Here is a 25,542-nt window from a genome sequence, read left to right on the forward strand (position 1 = left end):
GGTGATAGCCGTAAAGGCCCGGGAAACCGGGCCTTCTTTTTTGCATTGTTTGTTAATTTGTTAATAAATTCAGCGTGATGATTGCTTAACGTTGCCATATGGCTAGACTTGCCAAAACACCATGCGGATTGTGGAGGTCCTGTGGAAGCAATTAAAGGAACTGATGTGAACGTTCCGGATGCGGTATTTGCCTGGCTGTTGGACGGAAAAGGCGGCGTGAAACCGCTGGAAGATAATGATGTTATTACCGCAAGCACACCGTGCTGGGTGCATCTGAATTATACCAACCCGGAGAGCGCCCAGTGGCTGGAAACCACACCGGTGTTGCCGAACAGCGTACGCACGGCGCTTTCCGGGGAGAGCATGCGCCCACGGGTAAGCCGCATGGGTGAGGGGACGTTAATTACCTTGCGCTGCATAAATGGCAGCACGGACGAGCGGCCGGATCAACTGGTAGCGGTGCGCGTTTATATGGATGAGCGCATGATTGTGTCGACACGCCAGCGCAAAGTGCTGGCGCTGGACGATGTGGTCAGCGATCTGGAGGAGGGAACCGGCCCGACGGATTGTGGCGGCTGGCTGGTGGATGTGTGCGATGCGCTGACCGATCACGCCAGCGAGTTTATCGAATCGCTGCACGATAGGATTATCGACCTTGAAGATAACCTGCTCGATCAGCAAATTCCGCCGCGCGGCATCCTGGCGTTGCTGCGTAAGCAATTGATTGTGATGCGCCGCTATATGGCGCCGCAGCGCGATGTGTTTGCCCGGCTGGCCAGCGAACGTTTACCGTGGATGAGTGACGATCAGCGCCGACGGATGCAGGATATTGCCGATCGCCTTGGTCGCGGGCTCGATGAGATTGATGCCTGTATCGCCCGTACCGGCGTGATGACCGATGAAATTACCCAGGTGATGCAGGAATCACTGGCGCGACGCACATATACGATGTCTTTGATGGCAATGGTGTTTCTGCCGAGCACATTTTTAACCGGGTTGTTTGGCGTCAACCTTGGCGGTATCCCCGGCGGTGGCTGGCATTTTGGCTTTGCGCTGTTTTGCATGATGTTGGTGGTGCTGATCGGTGGTGTTACCTGGTGGTTGCATCGTAGTAACTGGCTGTAAAATTTCACTTTTTTAACAAAAATTGAACATAAAAACGCCGCATTAATTGAGCGAGGTCAATAAACGAAACACCTGTTCAGGGCAATATTCATCTCGCAGGTGAATGCAACGTCAAGCGATGGGCGTTGCGCTCCATATTGTCTTACTTCCTTTTTTGAATTACTGCATAGCACAATTGATTCGTACGACGCCGACTTAATAGTCGGCTTTTTTTTGCCTCCGTGTTCTCGCCGTCTACCCTTAACGAGAAGCCCACAAAAAGGAGGCAATGATGAACGCACTCTATTTTTCTTCCCCACAGTTGAGCGATCCGGTGCCAACCGATCCGGTTCCAATCCCCGACCCGATCCCACGCCCGCAACCAATGCCGGATCCGCCGCCGGATGAAGAGCCGATTAAAATGTCGCGTTATAAAGGCAGATCTGAGAGGATACGCGCCTGCTAAACGTAAGCCTTTTTATCGCGAGAAAACATTGTGACCGCTTTTTTAACCCTGAATACTTTGCCCGCAGCCCAGATCGAAAACCTCAACGAACTGGGCTATCTCACCATGACGCCCGTCCAGGCGGCGGCGCTGCCCGCGATTCTTGCGGGTAAGGATGTCCGGGTACAGGCGAAAACCGGCAGCGGTAAAACAGCGGCGTTTGGCTTAGGGGTATTGCAGTACATCGATGCCAGCCGTTTTCAAACGCAGTCCCTCATTTTATGCCCCACGCGTGAGCTGGCGGATCAGGTTGCAAACGAGCTGCGTCGCCTGGCGCGTTATATGCCGAACATCAAAATATTGACCTTGTGCGGTGGGCATCCTTTCGGGGCGCAGCGCGACTCGTTACAGCACGCGCCGCACATTATTGTTGCCACGCCGGGCCGCCTGTTGGATCACCTGCAAAAAAGCACCGTTGCTCTCGATAACCTGCAAACGCTGGTAATGGATGAAGCGGATCGTATGCTGGATATGGGGTTTAGCGACGCCATCAATGAGGTTATCGCTTTTGCCCCGGCTTCGCGCCAGACGCTGCTGTTTTCTGCGACCTGGCCGGAAGCCATTGCCGCCATTAGCGGTCGTGTGCAGCGCAATCCGGAAACAATTGAAATCGACACCGTTGACGCACTGCCAGCAGTAGAACAGCAATTTTTTGAAGTTTCCCGCAGCGGCAAAGCCAGTTTGCTGCAAAAGCTGCTCAGCGAACACCGCCCGGCATCCTGTGTGGTGTTCTGCAACACCAAAAAAGATTGCCAGGAAGTGTGTGATGCACTGAACGCCGCCGGGCAGGATGCCCTGGCGCTGCATGGCGATCTGGAGCAGCGCGATCGCGATCAGACGCTGGTGCGTTTCGCCAATGGCAGCGCCCGTGTGCTGGTCGCCACCGATGTTGCCGCGCGTGGGCTGGATATCAAATCACTGGAGCTGGTAGTGAACTACGAGCTGGCGTGGGACCCGGAAGTTCACGTACACCGCATCGGGCGTACCGCGCGTGCGGGTAACAGCGGTCTGGCCATCAGTTTCTGTGCGCCGGAAGAAGCACAGCGCGCGAATATTCTGGCCGAGATGCTGCAACTGAAGCTGAACTGGCTCAATCCTCCGGCTAACGTCAAAGTCGTTCCGCTGGAAGCCGAAATGGCAACGTTGTGCATTGATGGGGGCAAGAAAGCCAAAATGCGCGCCGGTGATGTACTCGGGGCGTTAACGGGAGAAATGGGGCTGGATGGCGCGGATATCGGCAAAATCACCCTCCACCCGGCGCACGTTTATGTCGCAGTGCGCCAAAGCGTGGCGCGTCAGGCGTGGAAGCAATTGCAGAACGGGAAAATTAAGGGCAAGACCTGCCGTGTGCGGTTGCTGAAATAAAGCAAAAAGCCTCTCTGGCGCACCAGAGAGGCACAACGTTATTTCACTTCAATGACGTTGAGGCGCAGCTCATCGAGTTGCGAATCATCCTCTTCCGGCTGCCAGCCCGCCGGTTGCAGCGGGATCTCTTCCCGATCAAAGGCCAGATCGCCGCCGTTCACCACTTCAGAGCCGTGGGTGATCCCTTTAAAGTCGAACAAATTAATATCGCTCAGGTGCGAAGGCACCACGTTTTGCATCGCGCTGAACATGGTTTCGATACGTCCAGGATAACGCTTGTCCCAGTCACGCAGCATATCGGCAATCACCTGGCGTTGCAGGTTCGGCTGGGAGCCACACAGGTTGCACGGAATAATGGGGAACCCTTTGGCTTCCGAGAAGCGCTCGATATCTTTTTCGCGGCAGTACGCCAGCGGGCGAATCACGATGTGTTTACCATCATCGCTCATCAGTTTTGGCGGCATCCCTTTCATTTTTCCGCCGTAGAACATGTTCAAAAACAGCGTTTGCAGGATGTCATCGCGGTGGTGACCAAGGGCGATCTTTGTCGCACCCAGTTCCGTCGCTGTGCGGTAAAGGATGCCGCGACGTAAGCGTGAGCAGAGCGAACAGGTGGTTTTGCCTTCCGGGATCTTCTCTTTAACGATACCGTACGTGTTTTCTTCCACGATTTTGTATTCCACGCCCAGCGTATCCAGATACTGCGGCAGAATATGTTCCGGGAAACCCGGCTGTTTCTGGTCGAGGTTAACGGCTACCAGCGAAAAGTTGACCGGCGCGCTCTGTTGCAGGTTGCGCAAAATTTCCAGCATGGTGTAACTGTCTTTACCGCCGGAAAGGCAAACCATAATGCGATCGCCTTCTTCAATCATGTTGAAGTCGGCAATGGCCTCGCCCACATTACGGCGCAGACGCTTTTGCAGTTTGTTAAGGTTGTACTGTTCTTTCTTTGTAATCTCTTGCTTTTCAATCATTATTTTGTCTCTGGAAGCGTCAGGGGCACCGCAGGGGCAAACCACATCATGATAGGGCTGCTGCTGATGAGCATGCCTTTCTGATCCTGGTTCATTTCCTCTCGCCATGCACCGTAAATTTCGTAAACCCTTTGCCCTTTTCATGCACATTAACTGGCGATGAAAATGGGCTTGTGCTGGCAGTCAAACACCAGCAGGCAAAAGTATGTCGCGTATGGTACGGATTCCGGCGGCGAATACCAGCACGTTTTACGGCTGGTACCAGGCGCAGGCAATAAATGAAAGGGGCATCGCTCATCTTTTTTCAGGTGCGGTATAAAACCTATTGATCAATAGAGGAGTAAAATCATTTTCGCCAGGATGTGTAATCAGCTTGTGAAGAAACAAGCCGTTATCTAATCATCGAAGGGAGGTAAAAGTGATAAGAGCAATGATTGTTCGCGCAGGAGTGTTACTCCTTTTCTTTTTTTCATTTCAATTACAGGCAAAAGAAGACCCCGGAATGAAGCTGGAGCGCGTCGTGATCGTTAGTCGTCACGGGGTTCGCGCGCCAACCAAGTTCACGCCACAAATGCGCGAAGTGACACCCTTTCAGTGGCCCCAGTGGGATGTGCCGCTGGGATGGCTCACGCCGCGCGGAGGACAACTTATAGCGGCTCTGGGGCATTATCAGCGTCTGCGGCTGGCAGATACGGGGTTACTGACAGATAAAACCTGCCCGGATGAGAGGCATGTGGCAGTGATTGCCGATACCGATCAACGAACCCGCAAAACAGGTGAAGCGTTCCTGGCGGGGCTGGCGCCTGAATGTCCTGTTCCTGTGCATTATCAGCAAGACAAATCGAAGACAGACCCGCTTTTTAACCCGATAAAAACGGGGAAATGTTCATTTAACACATCGGCGGTGAATGAGGCGATTTTAACGAAAGCGGGAGGAAATATTGAGCAATTCACGCAGAAATATCAGCCAGCTTTTCAGACTCTGGAGCACGTTTTAAATTTCCCTGCCTCAGAGAAATGCAAAACCGCCGGGGATAGCCGTGCGTGTTCATTCACCAAAAACATCCCCACCAGACTCAACATCAAGCCTGATAACGTCTCCTTGCCTGGCGCATGGGGGCTTTCTTCAACACTTACGGAAATCTTCCTCCTGCAGCAAGCCCAGGGGATGGCGGACGTGGCGTGGGGCAGGATCGCAGGAGAAAAAGAATGGCAATCGCTATTAAGCCTGCATAATGCCCAGTTTGATCTGTTACAAAGAACACCTGAAGTGGCGCGGAGCCGGGCGACCCCCTTACTTGATTTAATACGCACGGCATTGACCACCAACGGCGCTGATCAGCATTACTACGGCATCACATTTCCTGTTTCTGTGTTGTTTATTGCCGGACATGATACCAATCTCGCCAATCTCAGCGGTGCGTTAGATCTTAACTGGTCGCTGCCGTCGCAACCCGATAATACCCCGCCGGGCGGAGAGTTGGTTTTCGAACGCTGGAAACGGGTAAGCGACAACACAGACTGGGTTCAGGTGTCGTTCGTTTATCAGACCTTGCAGGAGATGAGAGAGATGCGCGCTTTCTCGCTGGATAACCCGCCGGGGCGGGTGGATCTTGCGCTCAAGGCGTGCAGTGAGAAGAATGCGCAGGGAATGTGCTCCTTAAACAATTTTGCAAAGCTGATTGAATCGGTGCGCGTTGCAGACTGTGGCTTATAAAAAACACGGCTTTCGCCAGAAAACTGAATCTTACGACCCGCTGTAAAATCCTGTGCCCCGAACATTGCTAAAGAAACGGGGCGCAGGTGATTCGCGCTTAATATGCCATTGAGCCTGTTTGTTTTAGCGAAAAACGGAAGGTTCTGCGCCGTAGCGTTTACTGAACTGACGGCTGAAACTGGCGACCGACGCGTAGCCAACACGCGCGGCAACTGTTTTTATCGGTATGCGGGTTGTCATCAGTAACTGAAGCGCACCGGCAATCCGTGCATCGGTGATCACCGCGCTGAGCGTGGTATTTTCAGCCGCAAGACGGCGGCGAAGTGTGGCGCCGCTAATATTGAGCCGCTCTTCAATCTCACCGGTAGACCAGTGATACGCCGGATCACTGCTTACCATGTTGCGTATCATCATGGCGATCCCCGGCGGCTGAAGACGCAACAAACCGTGATGTCCCATCTCAAACAATCTGATCACAATCTCAAGCATTGCATGTATTGATAGTGCCCGGTTTCCGGCCCGCAGCGCGGCGACCCAGCGGGTCATCGGGGCGATAAATTGTGCCAGCGGTTCAGCGCCGACGTTTCCGGGCGTTGCCGGGGGTAAAACGCGCAGTAACAGCCGGGCGGCCTCCAGTTGCTCCTCGGCCATTAACACCGTCAGCGCGAGAAACTCGCCGCTGTCGGGATCGGGCGTACACTCAATATCAATGCTACGGGCGTTGGGGAATACCAGCATCTCGCCGGGCGGTACGCAGACCCACTTATCCTGCTCGCGGTAACGAAACGTGCCGCGCAGGGGGAAGGAGAAGGTCGCACCGTCGACCTGAAACTTATTAACCTGCCAGCTTTGCATGGCGCGCAGGCAACAGCAGGGGAAGGCGAGTTCCGAACAGGCCAGCTCCAGTAATTCATTGAGCAGGATTTCTGTTTCGCGTGCATCGGCGTGTAAAGCGGGGCTTATCATTTGTCTTCTCTGCAAGGCTGGTTCCGGCAGGTTTTCGTGCCGGAGAAACTTACATCGCGTAATGCAACGCGTAGCTTTTACCGCTACGGCTAAGTTTTGCCGTGGTCGGGAGGTTAAAGTGCATACCGCAAACGGCAATATTATCTGTCGCGACGCGATCCAGCAGGGCGCTGCGCGTTTTGGCCGCCAGCGCCGGGTCGCGGTCATAAGCAATCGAGACATCAGGCCGGGCTATCTGAATGTGCGGGAAATGGACAATATCTCCCCAGATAAGCAAAGCGTCTTTCTCATTGCCAAGCAGAAAACCGCTGTGACCTGGGGTATGACCAAAAAGCGACACCGCCTGAATACCGGGCAGAATATCCTCTTGCTTAAAGGTCACCAGCCGATCGTCGTATGCGCTGAATGCATTCCTTGCGATGTCATATGAGCGCTTGAGCCCCTCCGGTGCGCTGGCATACAACGTTTCATCCCGCCAGAAGGCGAGCTCTTTCTCATGCACGAACAGGCGCTGCACGTTACTGAACAGAGGAGTCTGCTGCGGGCCGGCAAGACCGCCAATGTGATCGCGGTGACCATGGGTTAACAGGACGGTATCGATACGGCGGGGATCAATGCCCGCTGCGGCAAGGGCAGCCGGTAACACGCCGCTTGCGCCGTCGGGCGTACCGGTTCCACTATCGATAAGAATGGTGTGTCCGGCGGTTTCGACCACGCAGGCATTAATATTCATGCGCGGCAGGGGCGAAACGCCACTGGCGGTCAGTAACGCTTCGGCCTGGTCGGTTTCAATACCGTTCAATAGCGCAAAATTGCCTTCAAGGTAACCGTCACTGAGTATCGTGACGGTGATGTCCTGCAATTGCTGGCGTTTGATTACGGGCGTTGGCTCAAGCGTCCGGGATGTCATCATAATCCTCGCTCTGTTTTCATCACATTCCGTTGAATATCGAATACAGCGTAACGAAAAAGCGTGCGCTTATTTGTTCAATGCGGTGCGTTTTGCGCTCATTGTGCGTGGTGCACGAGCACACTGTTACTGGTCCTGCGCCTGAAAAGAATACTCTTTTTCCACCAGGCAGATGCGGGTCGTGAACGAGTGATACCACTTTTCACGCCCGGTTTTCTGCGCAATCAGATGCCCGGCGTTCATCTTCCAGTTTTTGATAGCGTCAAGCGATGTCCAGTAAGAGACGGTAATACCAACCTCTTCACGGGCGGAATCCACGCCCAGGAAGCCGGGTTGAGTCACCGCCAGTTCCATCATGCGATCGGACATGGCGCCGTAGCCATCATCAACGGCGGTGCGCACGGAGGTGAAAATCACTGCGTAATAGGGAGTGGGGTGGTTAAATGCTGGCATGGCGATTCCTGATGCGGGTTGTCTGCTCTCCATCCTGACAGGAATTTTACGCAGCGGTAGCTACCTGTTCAGGCGACTTTTCTTTCCGGATATTTGCCTTTTACCACGCCATCATAAAAACGGCCTTTGGACACCACGGTAAGAAACAGGGAAAAGATACGTTCCGGCACGCCCTGATACTGGTAGACACTTTTATCGTGAAAACAGATTTCCAGCGTGCGGGTGCGTTCGTCATAACCGACAGAAGCGATGCGTGATGAGGTAACTGAGTGATGATGCATAAATTCGCTCCTTGCCGTGCGGACTGAAATTGTGATTATCAGCGCGCTTCCTGCGGGTGTCATGCTAAATCGGTGCGTTAAAAAAGCCACCAGCGTTAACCGGTGGCTTTTTCAGCGGCTGGCTTACTCCGCCGCGTTTTTCTCCGCTTTCCCTGCCAACCGGGCCAGGAAGTCATAGCGTTTTTGCAGGTCTGCGGCGGCATCTTTCCATAATTGTTCCGCCACGTCCGGCTGCTGCGCATTGAGACGACGGAAACGCTGCTCATTAAGCAGGGTCTCCGCCAGCGCATCGGACGGCGGCCGCGAGTCCAGCGCCAGCGGAACTTTCCCTTCTTCCTCACGGCGCGGATCGTAGCGGTACAGCGGCCAGAAGCCGGTCGCGGTGAGCTGGCGCATCTGATCGTGGCTCAGCGCCAAATCATAGCCGTGCTCTTCACAGGGGCTGTAAGCAATAATCAACGACGGGCCGGGGTAGGCTTCTGCTTCCTGAATGGCTTTCACCGTCTGGTTGAGCTGCGCGCCGAGCGAAATCTGCGCGACGTAAACGTGGCCGTACATCATCATGCTGACGCCCAAATCTTTGCGCGCCTTGCGTTTGCCATGCTCGCCAAATTTGGTCACCGCACCGAGCGGGGTGGCTTTTGAGGCCTGGCCGCCGGTGTTGGAGTAACACTGGGTATCCAGCACCAGAATATTGACGTTCTCGGTCAGGCTCAGCACATGATCGAGGCCGCCAAAGCCGATATCGTACGCCCAGCCGTCGCCGCCAATCAGCCAAATCGATTTTTCGACCAGCGCATCGGCATCGGTCAACAGTTGTTGCGCACCTTCCACAGACGCCAGCGCGGTGCGCAGCTCTGCCACCTGTGCGCGGCGCGCTTCCGGGGTCGCTTCCGCGTGCAATGCCGCGTTCAGTTCCGCCGGAATATGTTCAGCGAATTGATCAACTAATCGCATAACACGCTGGCGGTGCTGATCCACACTTAAGCGGAACCCAAGGCCGAACTCGGCGTTATCTTCAAACAGCGAGTTCGCCCACGCCGGCCCGCGCCCGTTTTCATCGGTGGTGTAAGGCGTCGAAGGCAGGTTACCGCCATAAATCGATGAACAACCGGTGGCATTGGCGATCATCATGCGGTCGCCATACAGTTGCGTCAGCAGTTTGATATACGGCGTTTCGCCGCAGCCTGAGCACGCCCCGGAATACTCAAACAGCGGGGTAATCAACTGCGAGGTACGAATGTCGATGCGCTCCAGTTTGCTGCGGTCGATCTCCGGCAGGTCGAGGAAGAAGTCGTAATTCACTTTCTCTTCTTCAACGTGTTCAAGGCGCGACATCATGTTGATGGCTTTGATGTCCGGGTTCTGGCGATCTTTTGCCGGGCAAACTTCCACACACAGATTACAGCCGGTGCAATCTTCCGGCGCGACTTGCAGCACATATTTCTGCCCGCGCATATCGCGGGATTTCACATCCAGTGAATGCAGGCTCGACGGGGCGTTTTCCATCGCCTGCGGCGAGACCACTTTGGCGCGGATCGCCGAGTGCGGGCAGGCGGCAACGCAGTGGTTACACTGGGTGCAAAGCTCCTCTTTCCAGACAGGGATCTCTTCGGCGATATTACGTTTCTCCCAGCGCGTGGTGCCCACCGGCCAAGTGCCGTCCGGCGGCAGCGCGGAGACCGGCAATGCATCGCCAAGACCGGCCAGCATGGCCGCCGTCACGGTTTTGACAAAATCGGGGGCCGAATCGGAGACCACCGGCGGGCGATGGGCACTTTGCGGATTAACCGCTTCCAGCGGTACTTCGAACAGCGATTCGCGGGCCATCGCCAGCGCCTGCCAGTTTCGCTCCACCAGCTCCTGACCTTTACTGCTATAGCTTTTGGCAATCGCACCCTGCAATTCAGCCAGCGCGCTGTCGCCCGGCAGAATATTTGTGAGATGGAAGAACGCCATTTGCATGACGGTGTTAATGCGGGCGGCAAGTCCACATTCACGGGCGATTTTCGCGGCGTTAACCACATAGAGACGCGCTTTTTTCTGGTTGAGCACCGCCTGCACTTCCTGCGGCAAACGTGACCAGACTTCATCGGCGCTGTAAGGCGTGTTGAGCAGGAAAATACCGCCCGGTTTCAGGCGCTCGGCCATTGGGTACTTATCGATAAACTGCAACTGGTGGCAACCGACAAAATCCGCCTGCGACACCAGATAAGCCGAGTTGATCGGTTTTTCACTGACGCGCAGGTGCGAAACCGTCAGGCCGCCAGCCTTTTTCGAGTCATAGACAAAATAACCCTGCGCATACCACGGCGTAGAGTTACCGATAATCTTGATATTGTTCTTGGTCGCCGACACGCTACCGTCACTGCCGAGCCCATAGAACAGCGCTTCTAATTTCGCATGCGACGGCAGGGTGTTTTCCGGTAGCGGCAGAGAAAGGTTGGTCACATCGTCGTAAATACCGACGGTAAAACGCGGTTTGGGCTTCGCCGCGCACAGCTCGTTAAAAATGGCCAGCACGCATTCGGGGCCAAACTCTTTTGACGACAGACCGTAACGCCCGCCAACCACCCGCGGCAGGGTTTCCCGCTCACCGTTATTAAACGCTTCTGCCAGCGCGGTCATCACATCCAGATACAGTGGTTCGGCCAGGGCGCCCGGTTCTTTGGTGCGATCCAGCACGGCAACGGTTTTCACGCTTTCCGGCAACACGGACAACAGATGCGCGGCGCTGAACGGGCGATAGAGGCGCACTTTCAACACGCCGACTTTTTCCCCGCGCGTCAGCAGCTCATCGACCACCTCTTCGCAGGTACCGATCGCCGAGCCCATCAGCACGATCACGCGATCGGCTTGCGGGTGACCATAATATTCAAAAGGTTTGTACTGCCGCCCGGTGGCGGTAGCGAAATCGTCCATCGCCTGCGCAACGTGCGCGTACACCGCGTTGTACCACGGGTTGGTCGCTTCGCGAGACTGGAAATAGGTGTCCGGGTTGGCAGAAGTACCACGGATCACCGGATGTTCCGGGTTGAGCGCGCGGGCACGATGCGCATCAATTTCCGCCTGAGGAAGCAGGTTGCGAATGGTGTCATCCGCCAGCGGCACGATTTTGTTAATTTCGTGCGAGGTGCGAAAACCATCAAAGAAATGAATGAATGGCACCCGGCTTTTCAGTGTCGCCATGTGCGAAATGAGCGCGAAATCTTGTGCTTCCTGCACGCTACCGGCAGCGAGCATCGCACAACCGGCCTGGCGAACCGCCATCACGTCGGAATGATCGCCAAAAATAGAGAGTGCGTGGGTGGCAACGGTACGCGCGGCGACGTGCAGAACAAATGGCATTAACTGGCCCGCCAGCTTGTAAAGCGTGGGGATCATCAGCAGCAAACCCTGCGATGAGGTAAACGAGGTGGAGAGCGCACCGGTCTGCAAAGCTCCGTGTACGGCGGCAATCGCCCCCGCTTCCGACTGCATTTCCACGACGCGCGGCGTGTCGCCCCAGATATTTTTCAGGCCGTTTCCGGCCCAGGCATCGGCCTGTTCAGCCATCGTCGAGCTGGGAGTAATGGGGTATATGGCGATAACTTCACTGGTGCGGAAAGCGACTGACGCGACCGCGCCATTACCGTCAATAGTAATCATATGGCACCCTTGCATTGCTCAATAGGAAGGGGCTTGTGAAACGGCGGCAAGCCCTGTAGTTATCCTGTTATTTTAGCAAACCACTGCGCGCGCAATTTTCGCTTTTGTGTCCTGAGGTATAACGGGAATCAATGAATTGCGATTTAATGGCAGGTGATGGCGAGACCTGGTGACACGTGTGCAGGCGTTTCCTGTTACTCTCGCGCCGGAATGCATTTAATGAGGGAGAAAATCAATGACAAGACAGCTTTTGCGCTGCCCTTGCTGCGGTGGCGAAACAAAGCGGTGCGTGGGAGAGCTGCCCTGTTTGCCACTGGGAAGATGATCCGCTGCAGGCAGACAACCCCGATTTGGCTGGTGGGGCTAATGCGCAGAGTCTTAATGACGCTAAAAAAGCGTATCGTCGACAATTTCCCGCATAAATTGGGCGTGTAAAGCAGCAACGATCGTCGCGCTGCACGATAAGAGAACGTGGAATCATCGCAATGACCATGTACGGTAAATGATGGCGGTGGGTAATCGCGCCTTGTTTAAAAAGAAGATGGTCATCAGTTCTTAACAAACAAGGATTTGCAATCCTGCTATTATCGGCCGTTGCGTTTGAGTACAGTAAATAACTTACTGAATTAAATGCTCTCAAAACTTTAGATGTGTGTTTTTGATACTTAAGATTTACAGTTACAGTCGTGCTTGTGAAGGAGTCGTAGCGGGTAAAAATAAGATGAAAAAAGAGATCTTTTTTGCGGCAAGTTTCATTACTGTTGTCTTTTTCGCGATATCCATCACGCTGATTGTTCAGATCCTGAGTACCAAAAACCATACGCGGAATGAACTTAATACGAATATATCCAACCTGAGCCATACCCTCGATACCTATTCAGAGGGAATTATCCGGCAAAGCGAGATGTTGATAAAAAACATTTCTGACATAACGGAAATATATGGCATGGATCCCGCTCAGTTAGTGAATATTAAGAAAATACTCGCCGACCAGAACCTGCTTCTCACCCAGCTGAATAACATTATTATTTATGATGATAAAGGAAATAAAGTTATCGCTTTGCAGGAGAATTTTTTGGGCAGGAGTAATAGCGCTGACCGCTTTTTCTTCATCCACCACCGGGATAATAATTCAAAGGAGATCTTTATCGGCCCGCCTGTGGTGAGCAGAACAAATGGCCAGTGGGTGATCACCGTGAGTCGACGGCTGGAGGATAACGAAGGGAATTTTAAAGGGGTTGCTGTATTGACGCTGAACATCGCCAATTTTTTGCAAACCTATGGAAAGCTGGACATTGGAAAGCAGGGCGCGATTGCGTTAACCAGCGACGCGGGGATCGTGCTTTTACGTTATCCTTTTGATGATAAATATATGGGTAAGGAAATTTCGGACTCGCCATTATTTACGGATTATTTAAAAAGAGGGAATTCCGGGATCGCAACGTCAGTATCGCGTTTCGATAAAATAGAGCGCATTTATTCATTTCAAAAAAATAAACGCTATGGTTTGGTGACAACCGTTGCCGTTAGCATCGATGAAGCCATGGCTTCATGGCGTCGTCAGTCTGAAATTCTTGCTGCGATCATTCTGTTTCTTATCGGCTGCGTCAGTTTCTCCAGCTATTACCTTATTCAGGATGTTCGCAACCGTATCCGCATCGGCAAAGAGCTGTCGGCAGCAAAAGAGTCTCTGGCGTCGGCGAATGCCGAATTGCAAGTGATGGCCACGGAAGATGGCTTAACCGGGCTGGCGAATCGGCGCAAATTCGATGAGGCTTTAGTGGACGAAGTGGCAAAATGTACCAGCAACAAACAGCAGATTGCACTGCTATTAATTGATGTCGATTACTTTAAAAAATATAACGACAATTACGGGCATATTGCCGGTGACGGCTGTTTACAGGCAGTCGCCGAAAATTTGAAAAAGACCATTAGCGAAACTTCTTTTCTGGCCGCCCGATATGGCGGAGAAGAGTTTGTGGTCATTCTGCCTGAAACGGATGAGAATTCCGCCGGAAATATTGCCAGAAAGATAGGCCATAATATTAAGCTTGCGAATATTCCCCACCAGCAAAGCCCGCTTGGCGTCGTGAGTGTGAGCATTGGTGTTGCCGCCGGATCTGCCACCGCATTGAAGGGGCGCGAGGCGATGCTCATCGAATTCGCCGATGAGGCGCTTTACGCAGCGAAATCTTCAGGACGCGACCGTGTTGTTACCTCAAACCGCCAAATTGCGTGATACGCCCAAAGCGTGCCATTCGTGGCGATGTAGCCTGCGGAACGCCTGCCACTGAACCTGAGTTGACGAACCCGCTGAATCGCGGTTTGCGACGAATTGTGTTCACCCGCCCAAAAAAACGCAAAAAAATGTTTCCAGGTCGCATAAAGATGCTTTTCAGCTCTCGACGTATTGCGTCTTGCTGCCTATGATGCTTGGGTTTCGCTTTTTTAAATTATCCTGAGGACACAGGGGCAGGGGGAGAGAAATGCGCGCAGCGTTTTTAGTAGGATGTGCCGCTTTATTATTATCGGCATGCAGCAGTGAACCCGTTCAGCAAGCGACTGCAGCACACGTAGCGCCGGGGCTTAAAGCCGCAATGTCAAATGGTGGTCAGGCGAACTGTGCGATGATTGGTGGTTCGTTGTCTGTTGCCCGGCAACTCGATGGTTCAATGGTGGGAATGTGCGCCTTACCAAATGGCAAACGCTGCAGTGAACAGTCGCTTGCCACCGGAAGCTGCGGCAGTTACTGAGCCTTCGCCGCGCGCGTGTAAATCAGGGTTTGCGTCGCCGTCGCCAGCGTCAGCTGGTTGTCAGTAAGATCAACCTGCGCACCTTCGCTGAGCATCGCATTAATGGTGTGGTCCAGTTCATTACGCTGCTGGTCAGGGCAGAGCATCATGGTCATGCCCATCTGTTTGACGGTCAATTTGCCTTCAGAGAGTTTTCCCTGGCCCATAAAGCCGTTGCACATTTTGCCGGACACGCGCAGGTCTTTATCAAAACGGATTTCCGGGGCCGGGCCATTACCCTGCACGGCCTGGCCGTTCACAGTGGTCAGCACAAAACGCTGATCTGCCAGTTGCTGTGGCTTCAATGTGTCGGTGCGGGAACTCACGCAGCCAGAAAGCACTACGCTCAACGCAACCAAAGTCATAATTTTCTTCATCTCGTCCTCTAAGGGGTTATCCATCACGTGGGGGATTCTAACAGGCTAAGCCTGGGCGTCATCGGGGTTTGTCCGAAAGGGTTCCCGTGCAGGCAGGGGAACCCCGGACAATCAGGCCAGCACGTTCGGGCAGGCTTCGCCGTCGCGTAACTGGCGCAGGTTTTCCAGCGTTGTTTCGGAAATGCTAATCAACGCCTCGGCCGTCAGGAATGCCTGGTGACCGGTAAACAGCACGTTGTGACAAGCTGATAAGCGACGGAACACGTCGTCCTGAATAACATCGTTGGATTTATCTTCAAAGAACAGATCGCGTTCGTTTTCATACACATCCATTCCCAGCGCGCCGATTTTTTGCGTTTTCAGCGCTTCTATCGCCGCTTGCGAATCCACTAATCCACCGCGGCTGGTATTGATGATCATTACGCCATCTTTCATCTGAGCAAAGGCGTCGCGGTTAAGCAGGTGGAAGTTTTCTGGGGTGAGCGGGCAGTGTAGGGAGATAACATCCGCCTGCGAAAACAGCGTCGGCAGATCAACATACTCCACGCCAAGCTCCAGCGCCGCTGCGCTCGGGTACGGGTCGAACGCCAGCAGGCGCATGCCAAACCCTTTCAGAATGCGCAGGGCGGCAACGCCAATTTTACCGGTGCCGATAACGCCCGCCGTTTTACCGTACATGGTGAAACCGGTCAGCCCTTCCAGGGAGAAGTTAGCATCGCGGGTACGCTGATACGCGCGGTGAATGCGACGGTTCAGGGTCATCATCATGCCAATGGCATGCTCTGCCACCGCTTCCGGTGAGTAGGCCGGAACACGCACGACCTGCAACCCCAGCTCTTTTGCCGCGTCGAGATCAACGTTGTTGAACCCGGCACAGCGCAGGGCGATAAACTTCACGCCAAGCTTTTTCAGCTCTTCCAGCACCGGGCGGCTGCCATCGTCGTTAACAAAAATGCAGACCCCATCACAGCCGTTCGCGGTTTTGGCAGTCTTTTCGGTTAACAGAAAGTCGAAAAATTCAAGATCGTAGCCATATTTCTCGTTTACCTGCTGCAAATACTTTTTATCGTATTGCTTTGTGCTGTATATCGCGAGTTTCATAAGACTTTCTCCAATGGTTTTCTACCCACATTATCACGTTTTAAAATTATTATGTAAACGTTCAAATTTTATTGACAACCATGGGTGCGGTGAATGTGTCCAGTTTCAGTATATCCGCTGCTAGCGCAATTGTTTCAACGAGCCAATGGCGCTCCAGTTGATCGCCAGAGCGGTGAATACGCCGATAAGCCATGGAATTTTGGAGTCGTGAAAGTAATTAGCACTGAGATAATCGCTGAAGGTAAAGCAGGTGAAAACGGTGGTACCGATAAACCAGCCGCGAATTAAAGAGCCTTTCGTGAACATACGCTTAATCCATAAGTTAATGATATTAAAACACTATTTTCTGTAACTACTGAAAATGCACTCGCCAGACTATGATTAAAGCGACTCGCGCCTTCAAAGGGACGGTCAAACATGCCACAATAACCGCCAGAATCGGCTTAATCATATGCAAAATCAGGATATTAGCTACCCATGAAGGGTAAATACAAAGCCGCCATCGCACTGGTGTTACTGTTCCTTCTGTTGCCGCTTACGCTGCTGCTGACGCTTGCGCAATGGGTGCCGACGCTGGTCGGGATCTGGTTGCCAGCCGGCACGCGTATCGCGATGGAGGAGAGCCCGCGATTCACCCGACACGCGTTAAACATCCCCGATCTGCGCTATCTGGTCGGTGATTGTCAACTGGCATCATTACAGAACGCCGAACTCACACACCCCAGCCGCTGGCAGCTTCATATTGGCGCGCTGGATATTAACACCGCCTGCCTGAATAAACTGCCACAAAGTGAAACTGTTTCTGCCGCGCCGCGTACGCTGGCCGAATGGCAAGCCATGCTGCCTTATAGCTGGCTGACGGTGGAGCGTTTTACCGTTTCGCCGTGGAAAACGTGGGCAGGTAAATTATCCGCCTCGTTGACACCGGATGCGCAGCAACTCACATACTCCGGCGAGCGCATTGAACTTAGCGCGCGCCTGCACGGGCAGACGCTGACGGTTAGCCGCATGGCGCTGCGTCTTGTCGATGATCAGCCGCCGTTTACACTCGGTGGCGAATTTACCCTGCCGGATGTTCCAGACAGCGTACCCGTTAACGGACATATGGAAAGCACCTTAACCCTGTCGCAGCAGCCGGGCGTGGTGGATGTCGATCTCGACTGGCGCGATAACGAAGGGCAACTGGTGGTTATGGCGCGCGATCAGGGCGATCCGCTACTCGATCTGCCGTGGCAGCTTACGCCCGAACAATTGACCATCAGCGATGGACGCTGGAGCTGGCCCTATCAGGGTTTTCCGCTGAGCGGTCGGGTCGGTTTAAAAGTGGATAACTGGCAACAGGGGCTGGAAAAGGCGCAGTTCAGTGGCCGGTTAAACGTGCTGACGCAGGGCGACGCCGGGAAAGGTAACGCGGTACTGACAATTGGCCCTGGCCGTCTTGGTAGCGACAATAACGATATGCCGCTGCGGCTGACCGGAGAAGCAAAGCAGGGCGATCTGGTGTTTTATGCGGTGCTTCCCGCCCATCTGAGCGGCAGTATTGACGATCCGCAACTGGCTTTTACGCCTGGCGCGTTGCTGCGCTCGCGCGGACAGGTGATTGATTCGTTAAATATTGATGAAGTGCGCTGGCCGCTGGCGGGCGTCAAACTCACTCAGCATGGTATTGACGGGCGTTTGCAGGCCATCCTTCGCGTGCATGAAAATGCGATGGGGGATTTCCGTCTGCACCTTGATGGTCAGGCGCAGGATTTTCTGCCGGATAACGGCCTGTGGCGCTGGCGCTACTGGGGCGACGGCAATTTCACGCCGATGAACGCACGCTGGGATGTCGCCGGTCGCGGCGAATGGAATAACAACACGATCACACTTAACGATCTCTCGACCGGCTTTGACCAGTTGCAATATGGCGCGATGCACATGGCTGCGCCCCGGTTAGTGCTGGATGCACCAGTAAAGTGGGTGCGTGACGCGGCAAATCCGCAGTTCACCGGCGCACTGACGCTGGATGCCGGGCAAACCAGCTTCAGCGCGGGAAGTGTCTTACCGCCTTCGACCTTGACATTCAGCGTCGAAGGCAACGATCCAACCATGTTCCAGTTTAAGGGGGCGTTGCAGGCCGACACGATTGGCCCGGTGCAGGTTAATGGCCGCTGGGACGGTGAGCGTTTACGCGGGCAGGCATGGTGGCCGCGCCAGGCGCTCTCGGTATTCCAGCCGCTTATTCCCCCGGACTGGAAAATGAAGCTGCTCAATGGCGCACTGTATGCGCAGGTCGCCTTTTCCGCCGCAGCGGACCAGGGTTTTGAAGCGGGCGGTCACGGTGTGCTAAAAAGCGGCAGTGTCTGGACGCCGGACAACCAAATCAGCGGCGTCGATTTTGTGCTGCCATTCCGCTACCGCGAAGGGCGCTGGCAACTGGGAACCCGCAGACCGGTTTCATTGCGCATCGGTGAGATAACAAACCAGGTGACGGCGAAAAACATCACCGCTGATTTGCAGGGCGCGTGGCCGTGGAGCGAGGATAATCCACTCGTTTTAAGCGATGTCAGCGTCGATGTACTGGGCGGAAAAGTGACCATGCAGCAGCTACGTATGCCGCAGCACGACCCGGCACTGCTGCGTCTGAAGCACATTTCCGCCAGTGAGTTGATAAGCGCAGTGAATCCGAAGCAGTTCGCGCTTTCCGGGCCGTTTGACGGCGCGCTGCCGCTGTGGCTGGATAACCCGCAATGGATCATTAAAGATGGCTGGTTGCATAACCCCGGCCCGATGACGCTGCGGATCGATAAAGATACCGCTGACGCGGTGGTGAAGGACAACATGGCAGCGGGCGCGGCGATTAACTGGCTGCGCTATATGGAAATTTCCCGCTCATGGACGAAGATCAATCTGGATAATTTGGGGTTGCTGACGCTGCAGGCCACCCTGCGCGGCACCAGTTTTGTCGATGGCAAAAGCAGTACCGTGAATTTGAACTATACCCATGAGGAGAATGTATTCACCTTATGGCGCAGTTTACGTTTTGGCGACAATTTGCAGTCATGGCTTGAGCAACACGCGGCGCTACCGCAAGCCCGCTGCGCGAAGGGCGAAGAGTGTGAGGATAAAAAATGAGAACCCTGAAAGCCGTGCCCGTATTGATGGCGACAATGCTGCTGGCTGCCTGCACGCCGCGTATTGAGGTGGCGGCGCCGAAGGAGCCGATCACCATCAATATGAACGTGAAGATCGAGCATGAAATCCACATCAAAGTGGATAAAGACGTCGAAACCCTGCTGAAAACCCGCAGCGACTTGTTCTGAGGCGATGATGAAAAAACGTGTCATAAGCGCGCTGCTGGCCGTTGGCCTTTTCAGCGCAACCGCTCAGGCGCTGACGCTTGATGAGGCCCGCACCCAGGGGCGCGTCGGTGAAACACTCAATGGCTATGTCGCGCCGATAAGCCAGGATAAAGAGACGCTGGCGCTGGTGGAACGCATTAACAAAGCGCGTACTGAGAGCTACCAGCAACTGGCCGATCGCAACAACATCGCGGTGGATGACGTGGCCAGAATGGCCGGACAGAAACTGGTGGAACGCGCGAAGCCCGGCGACTACGTGCAGGGCATTAACGGTAAATGGATGAAGAAACCGTAAGCGGCGCGTTACCTTCCTGAGCAAGGTGCTGGGGCAACCTGCCAGCGCTTTCGCACTCCGGTGAATCAGCCACCGCGTCATGGGTTTGATAAAAAAGCGGGATATGTCGTAACCACAGGCGGCGCGGGTAAGCATCCAGCCGATAATATTGCGGAAGGTGAATAGCCGGAAAAGCGGGGAAAAGCACCCTCCCACCAGGAGGTGAGAGGGGGAAATCTTAGGCAGCCACCAGGCTGTCGATTGCGGCTTTGGCGTCGGTCTGCGCTTTGGTCGCCACTTCCGGACCGTAAGCAATACCTTCTGCGAAGACAAAGTTCACATCGGTAATGCCGATAAAGCCGAGAAACAATTTCAGGTACGGCGCAACCAGATCGGACGGAGTGTCTTTATGGATACCGCCACGGCTGGAAACCACGATGACGCGTTTACCTTTCACCAGCCCTTCCGGACCTGCTTCGGTATAACGGAACGTTACGCCAGCACGTGCCACCAGGTCGAAGTAGTTTTTCAGCTGCGTCGGGATGTTGAAGTTGTACATCGGGGCGTTAATGACAATCACGTCATGCGCTTGCAGCTCAGCAATCAGCTCGTCGGAGAGTGCCAGTGCTTCCTGCTGACGCGGTGTCAGCGGGGCATCGCTTGGGCGCAGCGCGCCAACCAGTTCGCCATCCAGCACCGGGATCGGATTAGCGGCCAGGTCACGCACGGTAATGTGATCCGCCGCGTGTTTTTCACGCCACTGTTCAACGAAATAATCGGCTAACTGACCAGACTGTGAGTACCCTGCCAGAATACTGGATTTAAGAACTAAAACTTTGCTCATTGGGTGTTTCCTTTATTGTATTTGCAATGGGTTGCCCCGTGACGTCATGACACTCTATTCACAAAATCTCTACATGAATAGCGCAATATATCGAATCCTATGTTCGAATTTCTTGAACAAGAAAAGGGTTGCGGCGATGTGCTATCCTACTGCGATTGCGAACTTAAGATGTTTCCCGGCAGTGCTCTGCCCAATAACGCTATGACAGAACAACAGAAATTGACGATTACCGATCTCAGCGCGCAGCTCAGCACCCTGATGCTACGCGACCAGCAGCGCTTCGCCCGCCGCCTGCATGGCAGCAAGAAAGTTAAAAATCCTGAATCTCAGCAAGCACTGCTGCAGACGCTGGCGCAAGAGATAAACGAAGCCGCCGGAAAAGTGGCGCAGCGCGAAGCCGCGCGCCCGACCATTGATTACCCGGACAACCTGCCGGTCAGCCAGAAAAAACAGGCGATCCTCGAAGCTATCCGCGATAACCAGGTGGTGATTGTGGCCGGCGAAACCGGCTCCGGTAAAACCACGCAGTTACCGAAAATTTGCATGGAGCTGGGGCGCGGCATTAAAGGGATGATTGGTCATACCCAGCCGCGTCGTCTGGCGGCGCGCACCGTTGCCAACCGTATTGCCGAAGAGCTGAAAACCGAACCGGGCGGTTGCATTGGCTATAAAGTGCGTTTCAGCGATCACGTTAGCGACAGCACCATGGTCAAGCTGATGACCGACGGTATTCTGCTGGCGGAAATCCAGCAGGATCGCTTGCTGATGCAGTACGACACCATCATTATCGATGAGGCGCACGAACGCAGCCTGAACATCGATTTTCTGCTGGGTTATCTGTGTGAATTACTGCCGCGCCGCCCGGATCTGAAAATTATCATCACCTCCGCCACCATCGATCCGCAACGTTTCTCGCGCCATTTCAATAACGCGCCGATTATCGAAGTGTCCGGGCGCACTTACCCGGTGGAAGTGCGCTATCGGCCGATTGTCGAAGAAGCGGACGACACGGAACGCGACCAGCTTCAGGCGATATTCGATGCGGTGGATGAGCTTGGGCGCGAAAGTGCAGGCGATATTCTGATCTTTATGAGCGGCGAGCGGGAAATCCGCGACACCGCTGATGCCCTGAGCAAGCGCGATCTGCGCCACACGGAGATCCTGCCGCTGTATGCGCGTTTATCAAACAGTGAGCAAAACCGCGTATTCCAGCCGCACAGCGGGCGGCGCATCGTGCTGGCGACCAACGTGGCGGAAACGTCGCTGACCGTACCGGGCATCAAATATGTCATTGATCCGGGTACGGCGCGCATCAGCCGCTACAGCTATCGCACCAAAGTGCAGCGTTTGCCGATTGAGCCGATTTCACAGGCCTCTGCCAACCAGCGTAAAGGGCGCTGCGGCCGCGTGTCGGAAGGGATCTGTATTCGTCTCTATTCAGAAGATGATTTCCTGTCACGCCCGGAATTTACCGATCCGGAAATTCTGCGCACCAACCTGGCATCGGTCATTTTGCAAATGACAGCTTTAGGGCTTGGTGATATCGCCGCCTTCCCGTTTGTTGAAGCGCCGGATAAACGCAATATTCAGGACGGTGTTCGCCTGCTGGAAGAGTTGGGCGCGATCACCACCGACGAGCAGCAGACCGCCTACAAACTGACGCCGCTGGGCCGCCAGCTATCGCAACTGCCGGTCGATCCGCGCTTAGCGCGTATGGTACTGGAAGCGCAAAAACATGGCTGCGTGCGCGAAGCAATGATCATTACCTCGGCGCTGTCGATTCAGGATCCGCGCGAAAGACCGCTGGATAAAAAGCAGGCTTCAGACGAGAAGCACCAGCGCTTTCATGATAAAGAGTCTGACTTCCTCGCTTTTGTGAACCTGTGGAATTACCTGGGCGAGCAGCAAAAAGCGCTCTCGTCAAACCAGTTCCGTCGTCAGTGCCGGGTGGATTACCTGAACTATCTGCGCGTGCGCGAATGGCAGGATATCTACACCCAACTGCGCCAGGTGGTGAAAGAGTTAGGGATCCCGGTCAACAGCGAGCCTGCGGAATATCGCGAAATTCATATCGCACTGTTAACCGGTTTGCTGTCGCACATTGGTATGAAAGATGCCGATAAACAGGAATTTACCGGCGCGCGGAATGCCCGTTTTTCCATCTTCCCGGGCTCGGGTTTATTCAAAAAACCGCCGAAATGGACAATGGTTGCGGAACTGGTGGAAACCAGCCGTTTGTGGGGGCGCATCGCCGCGCGCATCGATCCGGAATGGGTTGAACCAGTAGCGCAGCACCTGATTAAACGTTCGTACAGTGAACCGCACTGGGAGCGGGCGCAGGGCGCGGTAATGGCAACGGAAAAAGTGACGGTTTATGGTCTGCCAATCGTTGCGGCGCGCAAAGTGAACTACAGCCAGATCGACCCGATGCTGTGTCGTGAGCTCTTTATTCGCCACGCGCTGGTCGAGGGTGACTGGCAAACCCGGCATGCTTTCTTTCGCGACAACCTGAAACTGCGCGCGGAAGTGGAAGAACTGGAGCACAAATCCCGCCGCCGCGACATTCTGGTGGACGACGAAACGCTGTTTGAGTTTTATGACCAGCGCATCAGCCACGAGGTGATTTCCGCCCGCCATTTCGACAGCTGGTGGAAAAAGGCCAGCCGTGAAGCCCCCGATCTGCTCAACTTCGAAAAGAGCATGCTGATTAAAGAGGGCGCAGAGGGCGTCAGTAAGCTCGATTACCCCAACTTCTGGCATCAGGGTAACCTGAAGCTGCGTCTGAGTTATCAGTTTGAACCGGGCGCGGATGCAGACGGCGTCACGGTACATATCCCGCTGCCGTTATTAAACCAGGTCGAAGAGAGCGGGTTTGAGTGGCAAATTCCCGGCCTGCGCCGCGAACTGGTGATTGCGCTGATCAAATCACTGCCGAAACCGACGCGGCGCAACTTCGTTCCCGCGCCAAACTACGCCGAAGCGTTTCTGGGACGCGTTACACCGCTGGAACTGCCATTGCTGGATGCGCTGGAGCGCGAGCTGCGCCGGATGACGGGGGTTACCGTCGACCGCGACGACTGGCACTGGGATCAGGTGCCCGATCACCTGAAAATCAGCTTCCGCGTAGTGGATGACAAGAACAAGAAGCTGCTGGAAGGGCGCTCGCTGGCCGAACTGAAAGAGCGCCTGAAAGGCAAAGTGCAGGAAACTCTTTCTGCGGTGGCCGATGACGGCATTGAGCAGAGCGGTTTGCATATCTGGAGTTTCGGCCAGTTGCCGGAAAGCTACGAGCAAAAACGCGGTAACTACAAGGTAAAAGCCTGGCCTGCGCTGGTCGATGAACGTGACAGTGTCGCGATCAAGCTGTTTGATAACCCGCAGGAGCAGCAACAGGCGATGTGGCGCGGTATCCGCCGCCTGCTGCTGCTAAATATTCCGTCGCCGATTAAATACCTGCACGAGAAATTGCCCAACAAAGCCAAGCTGGGGCTCTATTTCAACCCGTACGGCAAAGTGCTGGATTTGATTGATGACTGCATTTCCTGCGGCGTGGACAAACTGATTGATGACGCGGGCGGCCCGGTATGGACGGAAGAGAGCTTCGCTGCGCTGCATGAAAAAGTGCGCGCCGAACTGAACGAAACGGTGGTGGAGATCGCCAAACAGGTCGAACAGATCCTGACGGCGGTGTTCAATATCAACAAGCGGCTGAAAGGGCGCGTGGATATGACCATGGCGCTCGGGCTGTCGGATATCAAAACGCAAATGAGCGGGCTGGTGTATCGCGGGTTTGTTACCGGCAACGGTTTCCGCCGTCTGGGCGACACGTTGCGTTACCTGCAAGCCATCGAGAAGCGGCTGGAAAAACTGGCCGTCGATCCGCACCGCGACCGCGCGCAGATGCTGAAAGTGGAGCAGACACAGCAAGCCTGGCAGCAGTGGCTGAATAAACTGCCGCCGGCACGCCGGGAAGATGAGGATGTCAAAGCGATCCGCTGGATGATCGAAGAGCTGCGCGTCAGCTACTTTGCGCAGCAACTGGGGACACCGTATCCCATCTCCGATAAGCGTATCCTGCAGGCAATGGAGCAGATTAGCGCCTGAACAGAGAACTGATAGCAGCCCGGTTGCGATGCCTACCGGGCGACTATCATCGCTTTCGCGTGTTGCCAGCTAAGCGAGTTTCCCATCCGCAATGATTTGCACCGGTAACCTTACGCATTCACCCAGGCAAGCGTAAAGCCGTCCCATCCCTTGACGCCGACCGTTTGCATGGCAGTGGCCGTCAGGCGCGGGTCGGCGCCAATCATCTCAATGAATTTACGCACGCCCTGCACGCTGGCGTCGGTGGTCGTCGGGTTAGTCACTGCGCCGTCGCGCACCACATTATCGCCAATAATCAGCGTACCCGGACGGGCATAGTGCATTGCCCATTTCAGGTAGTTCGGGTTATTGGGTTTGTCGGCGTCGATAAAAATCAGATCGAACGGCGGGCGTTCGCCGAGGTTTTCCAGCGTCTGCAGCGCCGGGCCTTCGGCAACAGTGACCTGATGCGCCACCCCGGCAAGCTGCAGGTTTTCACGCGCTATCGCCGCGTGTAGCGGATCGGCTTCCAGCGTCAGCAGTTCGCCGCCGGTTGGCAGCTCGCGCGCCATCCACACCGTGCTGTAACCGCCGAGCGTACCGATTTCAAGAATGCGCTTCGCCCGCACCATGCGCACAAACAGCGCCAGTAATTGCCCCTGAGCGGGCGAAACATCAATGGCCGGAAGCCCTGCGCGCTGGTTATTTGCCAGCACCTGAGTCAGGATTTCATCTTCCGGAATCAGCTGTTTTACTAAGTATTCGTCAACCGCGGACCACTTCTGCTGCATAGCATTACTCCTG

At 54.6% G+C, this 25,542-nt stretch carries 22 protein-coding genes and 1 pseudogene; 11 read left to right on the forward strand and 12 right to left on the reverse strand.

Going from position 1 to position 25,542, the window contains the following annotated elements; genetic code table 11:
• The first annotated feature begins 141 nt into the window (after positions 1-141).
• The 3 genes from zntB (at position 142) to dbpA (ending at position 2,974) form a co-directional block, all read left to right on the forward strand.
• A complete protein-coding gene (zntB, locus tag H650_RS01430; RefSeq protein WP_016495909.1) occupies positions 142-1,125 on the forward strand; it encodes a zinc transporter ZntB in 984 nt (327 codons plus the stop codon).
• 271 nt (positions 1,126-1,396) lie between these two features.
• On the forward strand, positions 1,397-1,570 hold the full coding sequence (ynaL, locus tag H650_RS25615; RefSeq protein WP_016495910.1) for a proline-rich small protein YnaL: 174 nt from the start codon (positions 1,397-1,399) through the stop codon (positions 1,568-1,570).
• 30 nt (positions 1,571-1,600) lie between these two features.
• Complete coding sequence (dbpA, locus tag H650_RS01435; protein WP_016495911.1) at positions 1,601-2,974, forward strand: ATP-dependent RNA helicase DbpA; 1,374 nt, start codon at positions 1,601-1,603, stop codon at positions 2,972-2,974.
• 38 nt (positions 2,975-3,012) lie between these two features.
• Here dbpA and ttcA read toward each other — a convergent pair whose 3' ends face one another.
• Together ttcA and H650_RS25870 are read right to left on the reverse strand one after the other, a co-directional pair.
• Positions 3,013-3,948 carry a tRNA 2-thiocytidine(32) synthetase TtcA gene (gene ttcA, locus H650_RS01440; RefSeq protein ID WP_016495912.1) on the reverse strand — a complete coding sequence of 312 codons (936 nt, stop codon included), beginning with the start codon at positions 3,946-3,948 and terminating at the stop codon, positions 3,013-3,015.
• Positions 3,948-4,204, reverse strand: a pseudogene (locus H650_RS25870) (hypothetical protein); the annotation flags it as partial. The gene ttcA and the pseudogene H650_RS25870, both read right to left, overlap by 1 nt.
• Before the next feature lie 174 nt (positions 4,205-4,378).
• On the opposite strand from H650_RS25870, the gene H650_RS01445 reads away from it, so the two are divergent.
• Positions 4,379-5,665, forward strand: coding sequence for an AppA family phytase/histidine-type acid phosphatase (locus H650_RS01445; protein WP_016495914.1), 1,287 nt, complete (start codon positions 4,379-4,381; stop codon positions 5,663-5,665).
• 123 nt (positions 5,666-5,788) lie between these two features.
• Here H650_RS01445 and H650_RS01450 read toward each other — a convergent pair whose 3' ends face one another.
• From H650_RS01450 to nifJ, 5 genes are all read right to left on the reverse strand, one after another.
• Positions 5,789-6,631 (reverse strand): helix-turn-helix transcriptional regulator, encoded by an 843-nt coding sequence (locus tag H650_RS01450; protein ID WP_016495915.1) that lies wholly within the window; start codon positions 6,629-6,631, stop codon positions 5,789-5,791.
• 49 nt (positions 6,632-6,680) lie between these two features.
• Positions 6,681-7,544, reverse strand: a complete 864-nt coding sequence (locus tag H650_RS01455; protein ID WP_238328372.1) for an MBL fold metallo-hydrolase — start codon at positions 7,542-7,544, stop codon at positions 6,681-6,683.
• 123 nt (positions 7,545-7,667) lie between these two features.
• Positions 7,668-7,994, reverse strand: coding sequence for an antibiotic biosynthesis monooxygenase family protein (locus H650_RS01460; protein WP_016495917.1), 327 nt, complete (start codon positions 7,992-7,994; stop codon positions 7,668-7,670).
• Between the two features lie 68 nt (positions 7,995-8,062).
• Positions 8,063-8,275: a KTSC domain-containing protein gene (locus tag H650_RS01465; RefSeq protein ID WP_016495918.1), complete on the reverse strand. Its 213-nt coding sequence runs from the start codon at positions 8,273-8,275 to the stop codon at positions 8,063-8,065.
• A gap of 123 nt (positions 8,276-8,398) precedes the next feature.
• The gene (gene nifJ, locus H650_RS01470; protein WP_016495919.1) at positions 8,399-11,923 is read right to left on the reverse strand and encodes a pyruvate:ferredoxin (flavodoxin) oxidoreductase; all 3,525 of its coding nucleotides are present in this window, start codon (positions 11,921-11,923) and stop codon (positions 8,399-8,401) included.
• A gap of 269 nt (positions 11,924-12,192) precedes the next feature.
• Between nifJ and H650_RS01475 the strand changes: the two genes are divergently transcribed.
• The 3 genes from H650_RS01475 (at position 12,193) to H650_RS24295 (ending at position 14,676) form a co-directional block, all read left to right on the forward strand.
• Positions 12,193-12,345: a CPCC family cysteine-rich protein gene (locus H650_RS01475; protein ID WP_110093587.1), complete on the forward strand. Its 153-nt coding sequence runs from the start codon at positions 12,193-12,195 to the stop codon at positions 12,343-12,345.
• Between the two features lie 299 nt (positions 12,346-12,644).
• Positions 12,645-14,162 (forward strand): sensor domain-containing diguanylate cyclase, encoded by a 1,518-nt coding sequence (locus H650_RS01480; RefSeq protein ID WP_016495921.1) that lies wholly within the window; start codon positions 12,645-12,647, stop codon positions 14,160-14,162.
• Between the two features lie 247 nt (positions 14,163-14,409).
• Positions 14,410-14,676: a putative hemolysin gene (locus H650_RS24295; RefSeq protein WP_071925194.1), complete on the forward strand. Its 267-nt coding sequence runs from the start codon at positions 14,410-14,412 to the stop codon at positions 14,674-14,676.
• Here the strand turns inward: H650_RS24295 and hslJ are convergent.
• From hslJ to H650_RS01495, 3 genes are all read right to left on the reverse strand, one after another.
• On the reverse strand, positions 14,670-15,092 hold the full coding sequence (gene hslJ, locus H650_RS01485) for a heat shock protein HslJ (protein ID WP_016495922.1): 423 nt from the start codon (positions 15,090-15,092) through the stop codon (positions 14,670-14,672). The two genes, H650_RS24295 and hslJ, sit on opposite strands and share 7 nt — an antisense overlap.
• 111 nt (positions 15,093-15,203) lie before the next feature.
• Positions 15,204-16,193 (reverse strand): 2-hydroxyacid dehydrogenase, encoded by a 990-nt coding sequence (locus H650_RS01490; RefSeq protein ID WP_016495923.1) that lies wholly within the window; start codon positions 16,191-16,193, stop codon positions 15,204-15,206.
• 120 nt (positions 16,194-16,313) lie between these two features.
• Positions 16,314-16,499: a hypothetical protein gene (locus H650_RS01495; protein ID WP_016495924.1), complete on the reverse strand. Its 186-nt coding sequence runs from the start codon at positions 16,497-16,499 to the stop codon at positions 16,314-16,316.
• Positions 16,500-16,670: 171 nt separating this feature from the next.
• Between H650_RS01495 and H650_RS01500 the strand changes: the two genes are divergently transcribed.
• The 3 genes from H650_RS01500 to H650_RS01510 are packed head-to-tail and all read left to right on the forward strand — an operon-like array spanning position 16,671 to position 19,832.
• Positions 16,671-19,310 (forward strand): YdbH family protein, encoded by a 2,640-nt coding sequence (locus H650_RS01500; RefSeq protein ID WP_016495925.1) that lies wholly within the window; start codon positions 16,671-16,673, stop codon positions 19,308-19,310.
• Positions 19,307-19,498 (forward strand): YnbE family lipoprotein, encoded by a 192-nt coding sequence (locus H650_RS01505; protein WP_016495926.1) that lies wholly within the window; start codon positions 19,307-19,309, stop codon positions 19,496-19,498. The genes H650_RS01500 and H650_RS01505 overlap by 4 nt, the downstream gene beginning before the upstream one ends.
• Before the next feature lie 7 nt (positions 19,499-19,505).
• A complete protein-coding gene (locus H650_RS01510; RefSeq protein ID WP_016495927.1) occupies positions 19,506-19,832 on the forward strand; it encodes a YdbL family probable chaperone protein in 327 nt (108 codons plus the stop codon).
• Positions 19,833-20,049: 217 nt separating this feature from the next.
• On the opposite strand, the gene azoR is transcribed toward H650_RS01510, so the two are convergent.
• Positions 20,050-20,655, reverse strand: coding sequence for an FMN-dependent NADH-azoreductase (azoR, locus tag H650_RS01515; protein ID WP_016495929.1), 606 nt, complete (start codon positions 20,653-20,655; stop codon positions 20,050-20,052).
• A 201-nt stretch (positions 20,656-20,856) separates the two neighbouring features.
• On the opposite strand from azoR, the gene hrpA reads away from it, so the two are divergent.
• Positions 20,857-24,759, forward strand: a complete 3,903-nt coding sequence (hrpA, locus tag H650_RS01520; RefSeq protein WP_044489643.1) for an ATP-dependent RNA helicase HrpA — start codon at positions 20,857-20,859, stop codon at positions 24,757-24,759.
• Between the two features lie 110 nt (positions 24,760-24,869).
• Here hrpA and H650_RS01525 read toward each other — a convergent pair whose 3' ends face one another.
• Positions 24,870-25,529, reverse strand: a complete 660-nt coding sequence (locus tag H650_RS01525) for an O-methyltransferase (RefSeq protein WP_016495931.1) — start codon at positions 25,527-25,529, stop codon at positions 24,870-24,872.
• Between the last annotated feature and the right edge of the window lie 13 nt (positions 25,530-25,542).

This window comes from Enterobacter sp. R4-368 (assembly GCF_000410515.1).
GTDB lineage: Bacteria > Pseudomonadota > Gammaproteobacteria > Enterobacterales > Enterobacteriaceae > Kosakonia.

Bases quoted from the DNA above. Each gene is read 5' to 3' on its own strand.
- ynaL (WP_016495910.1), top strand. From the start codon at position 1,397: ATGAACGCACTCTATTTTTCTTCCCCACAGTTGAGCGATCCGGTGCCA.
- ttcA (WP_016495912.1), bottom strand. From the start codon at position 3,948: ATGATTGAAAAGCAAGAGATTACAAAGAAAGAACAGTACAACCTTAAC.
- H650_RS01445 (WP_016495914.1), top strand. From the start codon at position 4,379: ATGATTGTTCGCGCAGGAGTGTTACTCCTTTTCTTTTTTTCATTTCAA.
- H650_RS01450 (WP_016495915.1), bottom strand. From the start codon at position 6,631: ATGATAAGCCCCGCTTTACACGCCGATGCACGCGAAACAGAAATCCTG.
- H650_RS01455 (WP_238328372.1), bottom strand. From the start codon at position 7,544: ATGATGACATCCCGGACGCTTGAGCCAACGCCCGTAATCAAACGCCAG.
- H650_RS01460 (WP_016495917.1), bottom strand. From the start codon at position 7,994: ATGCCAGCATTTAACCACCCCACTCCCTATTACGCAGTGATTTTCACC.
- H650_RS01465 (WP_016495918.1), bottom strand. From the start codon at position 8,275: ATGCATCATCACTCAGTTACCTCATCACGCATCGCTTCTGTCGGTTAT.
- nifJ (WP_016495919.1), bottom strand. From the start codon at position 11,923: ATGATTACTATTGACGGTAATGGCGCGGTCGCGTCAGTCGCTTTCCGC.
- H650_RS01480 (WP_016495921.1), top strand. From the start codon at position 12,645: ATGAAAAAAGAGATCTTTTTTGCGGCAAGTTTCATTACTGTTGTCTTT.
- H650_RS24295 (WP_071925194.1), top strand. From the start codon at position 14,410: ATGCGCGCAGCGTTTTTAGTAGGATGTGCCGCTTTATTATTATCGGCA.
- hslJ (WP_016495922.1), bottom strand. From the start codon at position 15,092: ATGAAGAAAATTATGACTTTGGTTGCGTTGAGCGTAGTGCTTTCTGGC.
- H650_RS01490 (WP_016495923.1), bottom strand. From the start codon at position 16,193: ATGAAACTCGCGATATACAGCACAAAGCAATACGATAAAAAGTATTTG.
- H650_RS01495 (WP_016495924.1), bottom strand. From the start codon at position 16,499: ATGTTCACGAAAGGCTCTTTAATTCGCGGCTGGTTTATCGGTACCACC.
- H650_RS01500 (WP_016495925.1), top strand. From the start codon at position 16,671: ATGAAGGGTAAATACAAAGCCGCCATCGCACTGGTGTTACTGTTCCTT.
- H650_RS01505 (WP_016495926.1), top strand. From the start codon at position 19,307: ATGAGAACCCTGAAAGCCGTGCCCGTATTGATGGCGACAATGCTGCTG.
- H650_RS01510 (WP_016495927.1), top strand. From the start codon at position 19,506: ATGAAAAAACGTGTCATAAGCGCGCTGCTGGCCGTTGGCCTTTTCAGC.
- azoR (WP_016495929.1), bottom strand. From the start codon at position 20,655: ATGAGCAAAGTTTTAGTTCTTAAATCCAGTATTCTGGCAGGGTACTCA.
- hrpA (WP_044489643.1), top strand. From the start codon at position 20,857: ATGACAGAACAACAGAAATTGACGATTACCGATCTCAGCGCGCAGCTC.
- H650_RS01525 (WP_016495931.1), bottom strand. From the start codon at position 25,529: ATGCAGCAGAAGTGGTCCGCGGTTGACGAATACTTAGTAAAACAGCTG.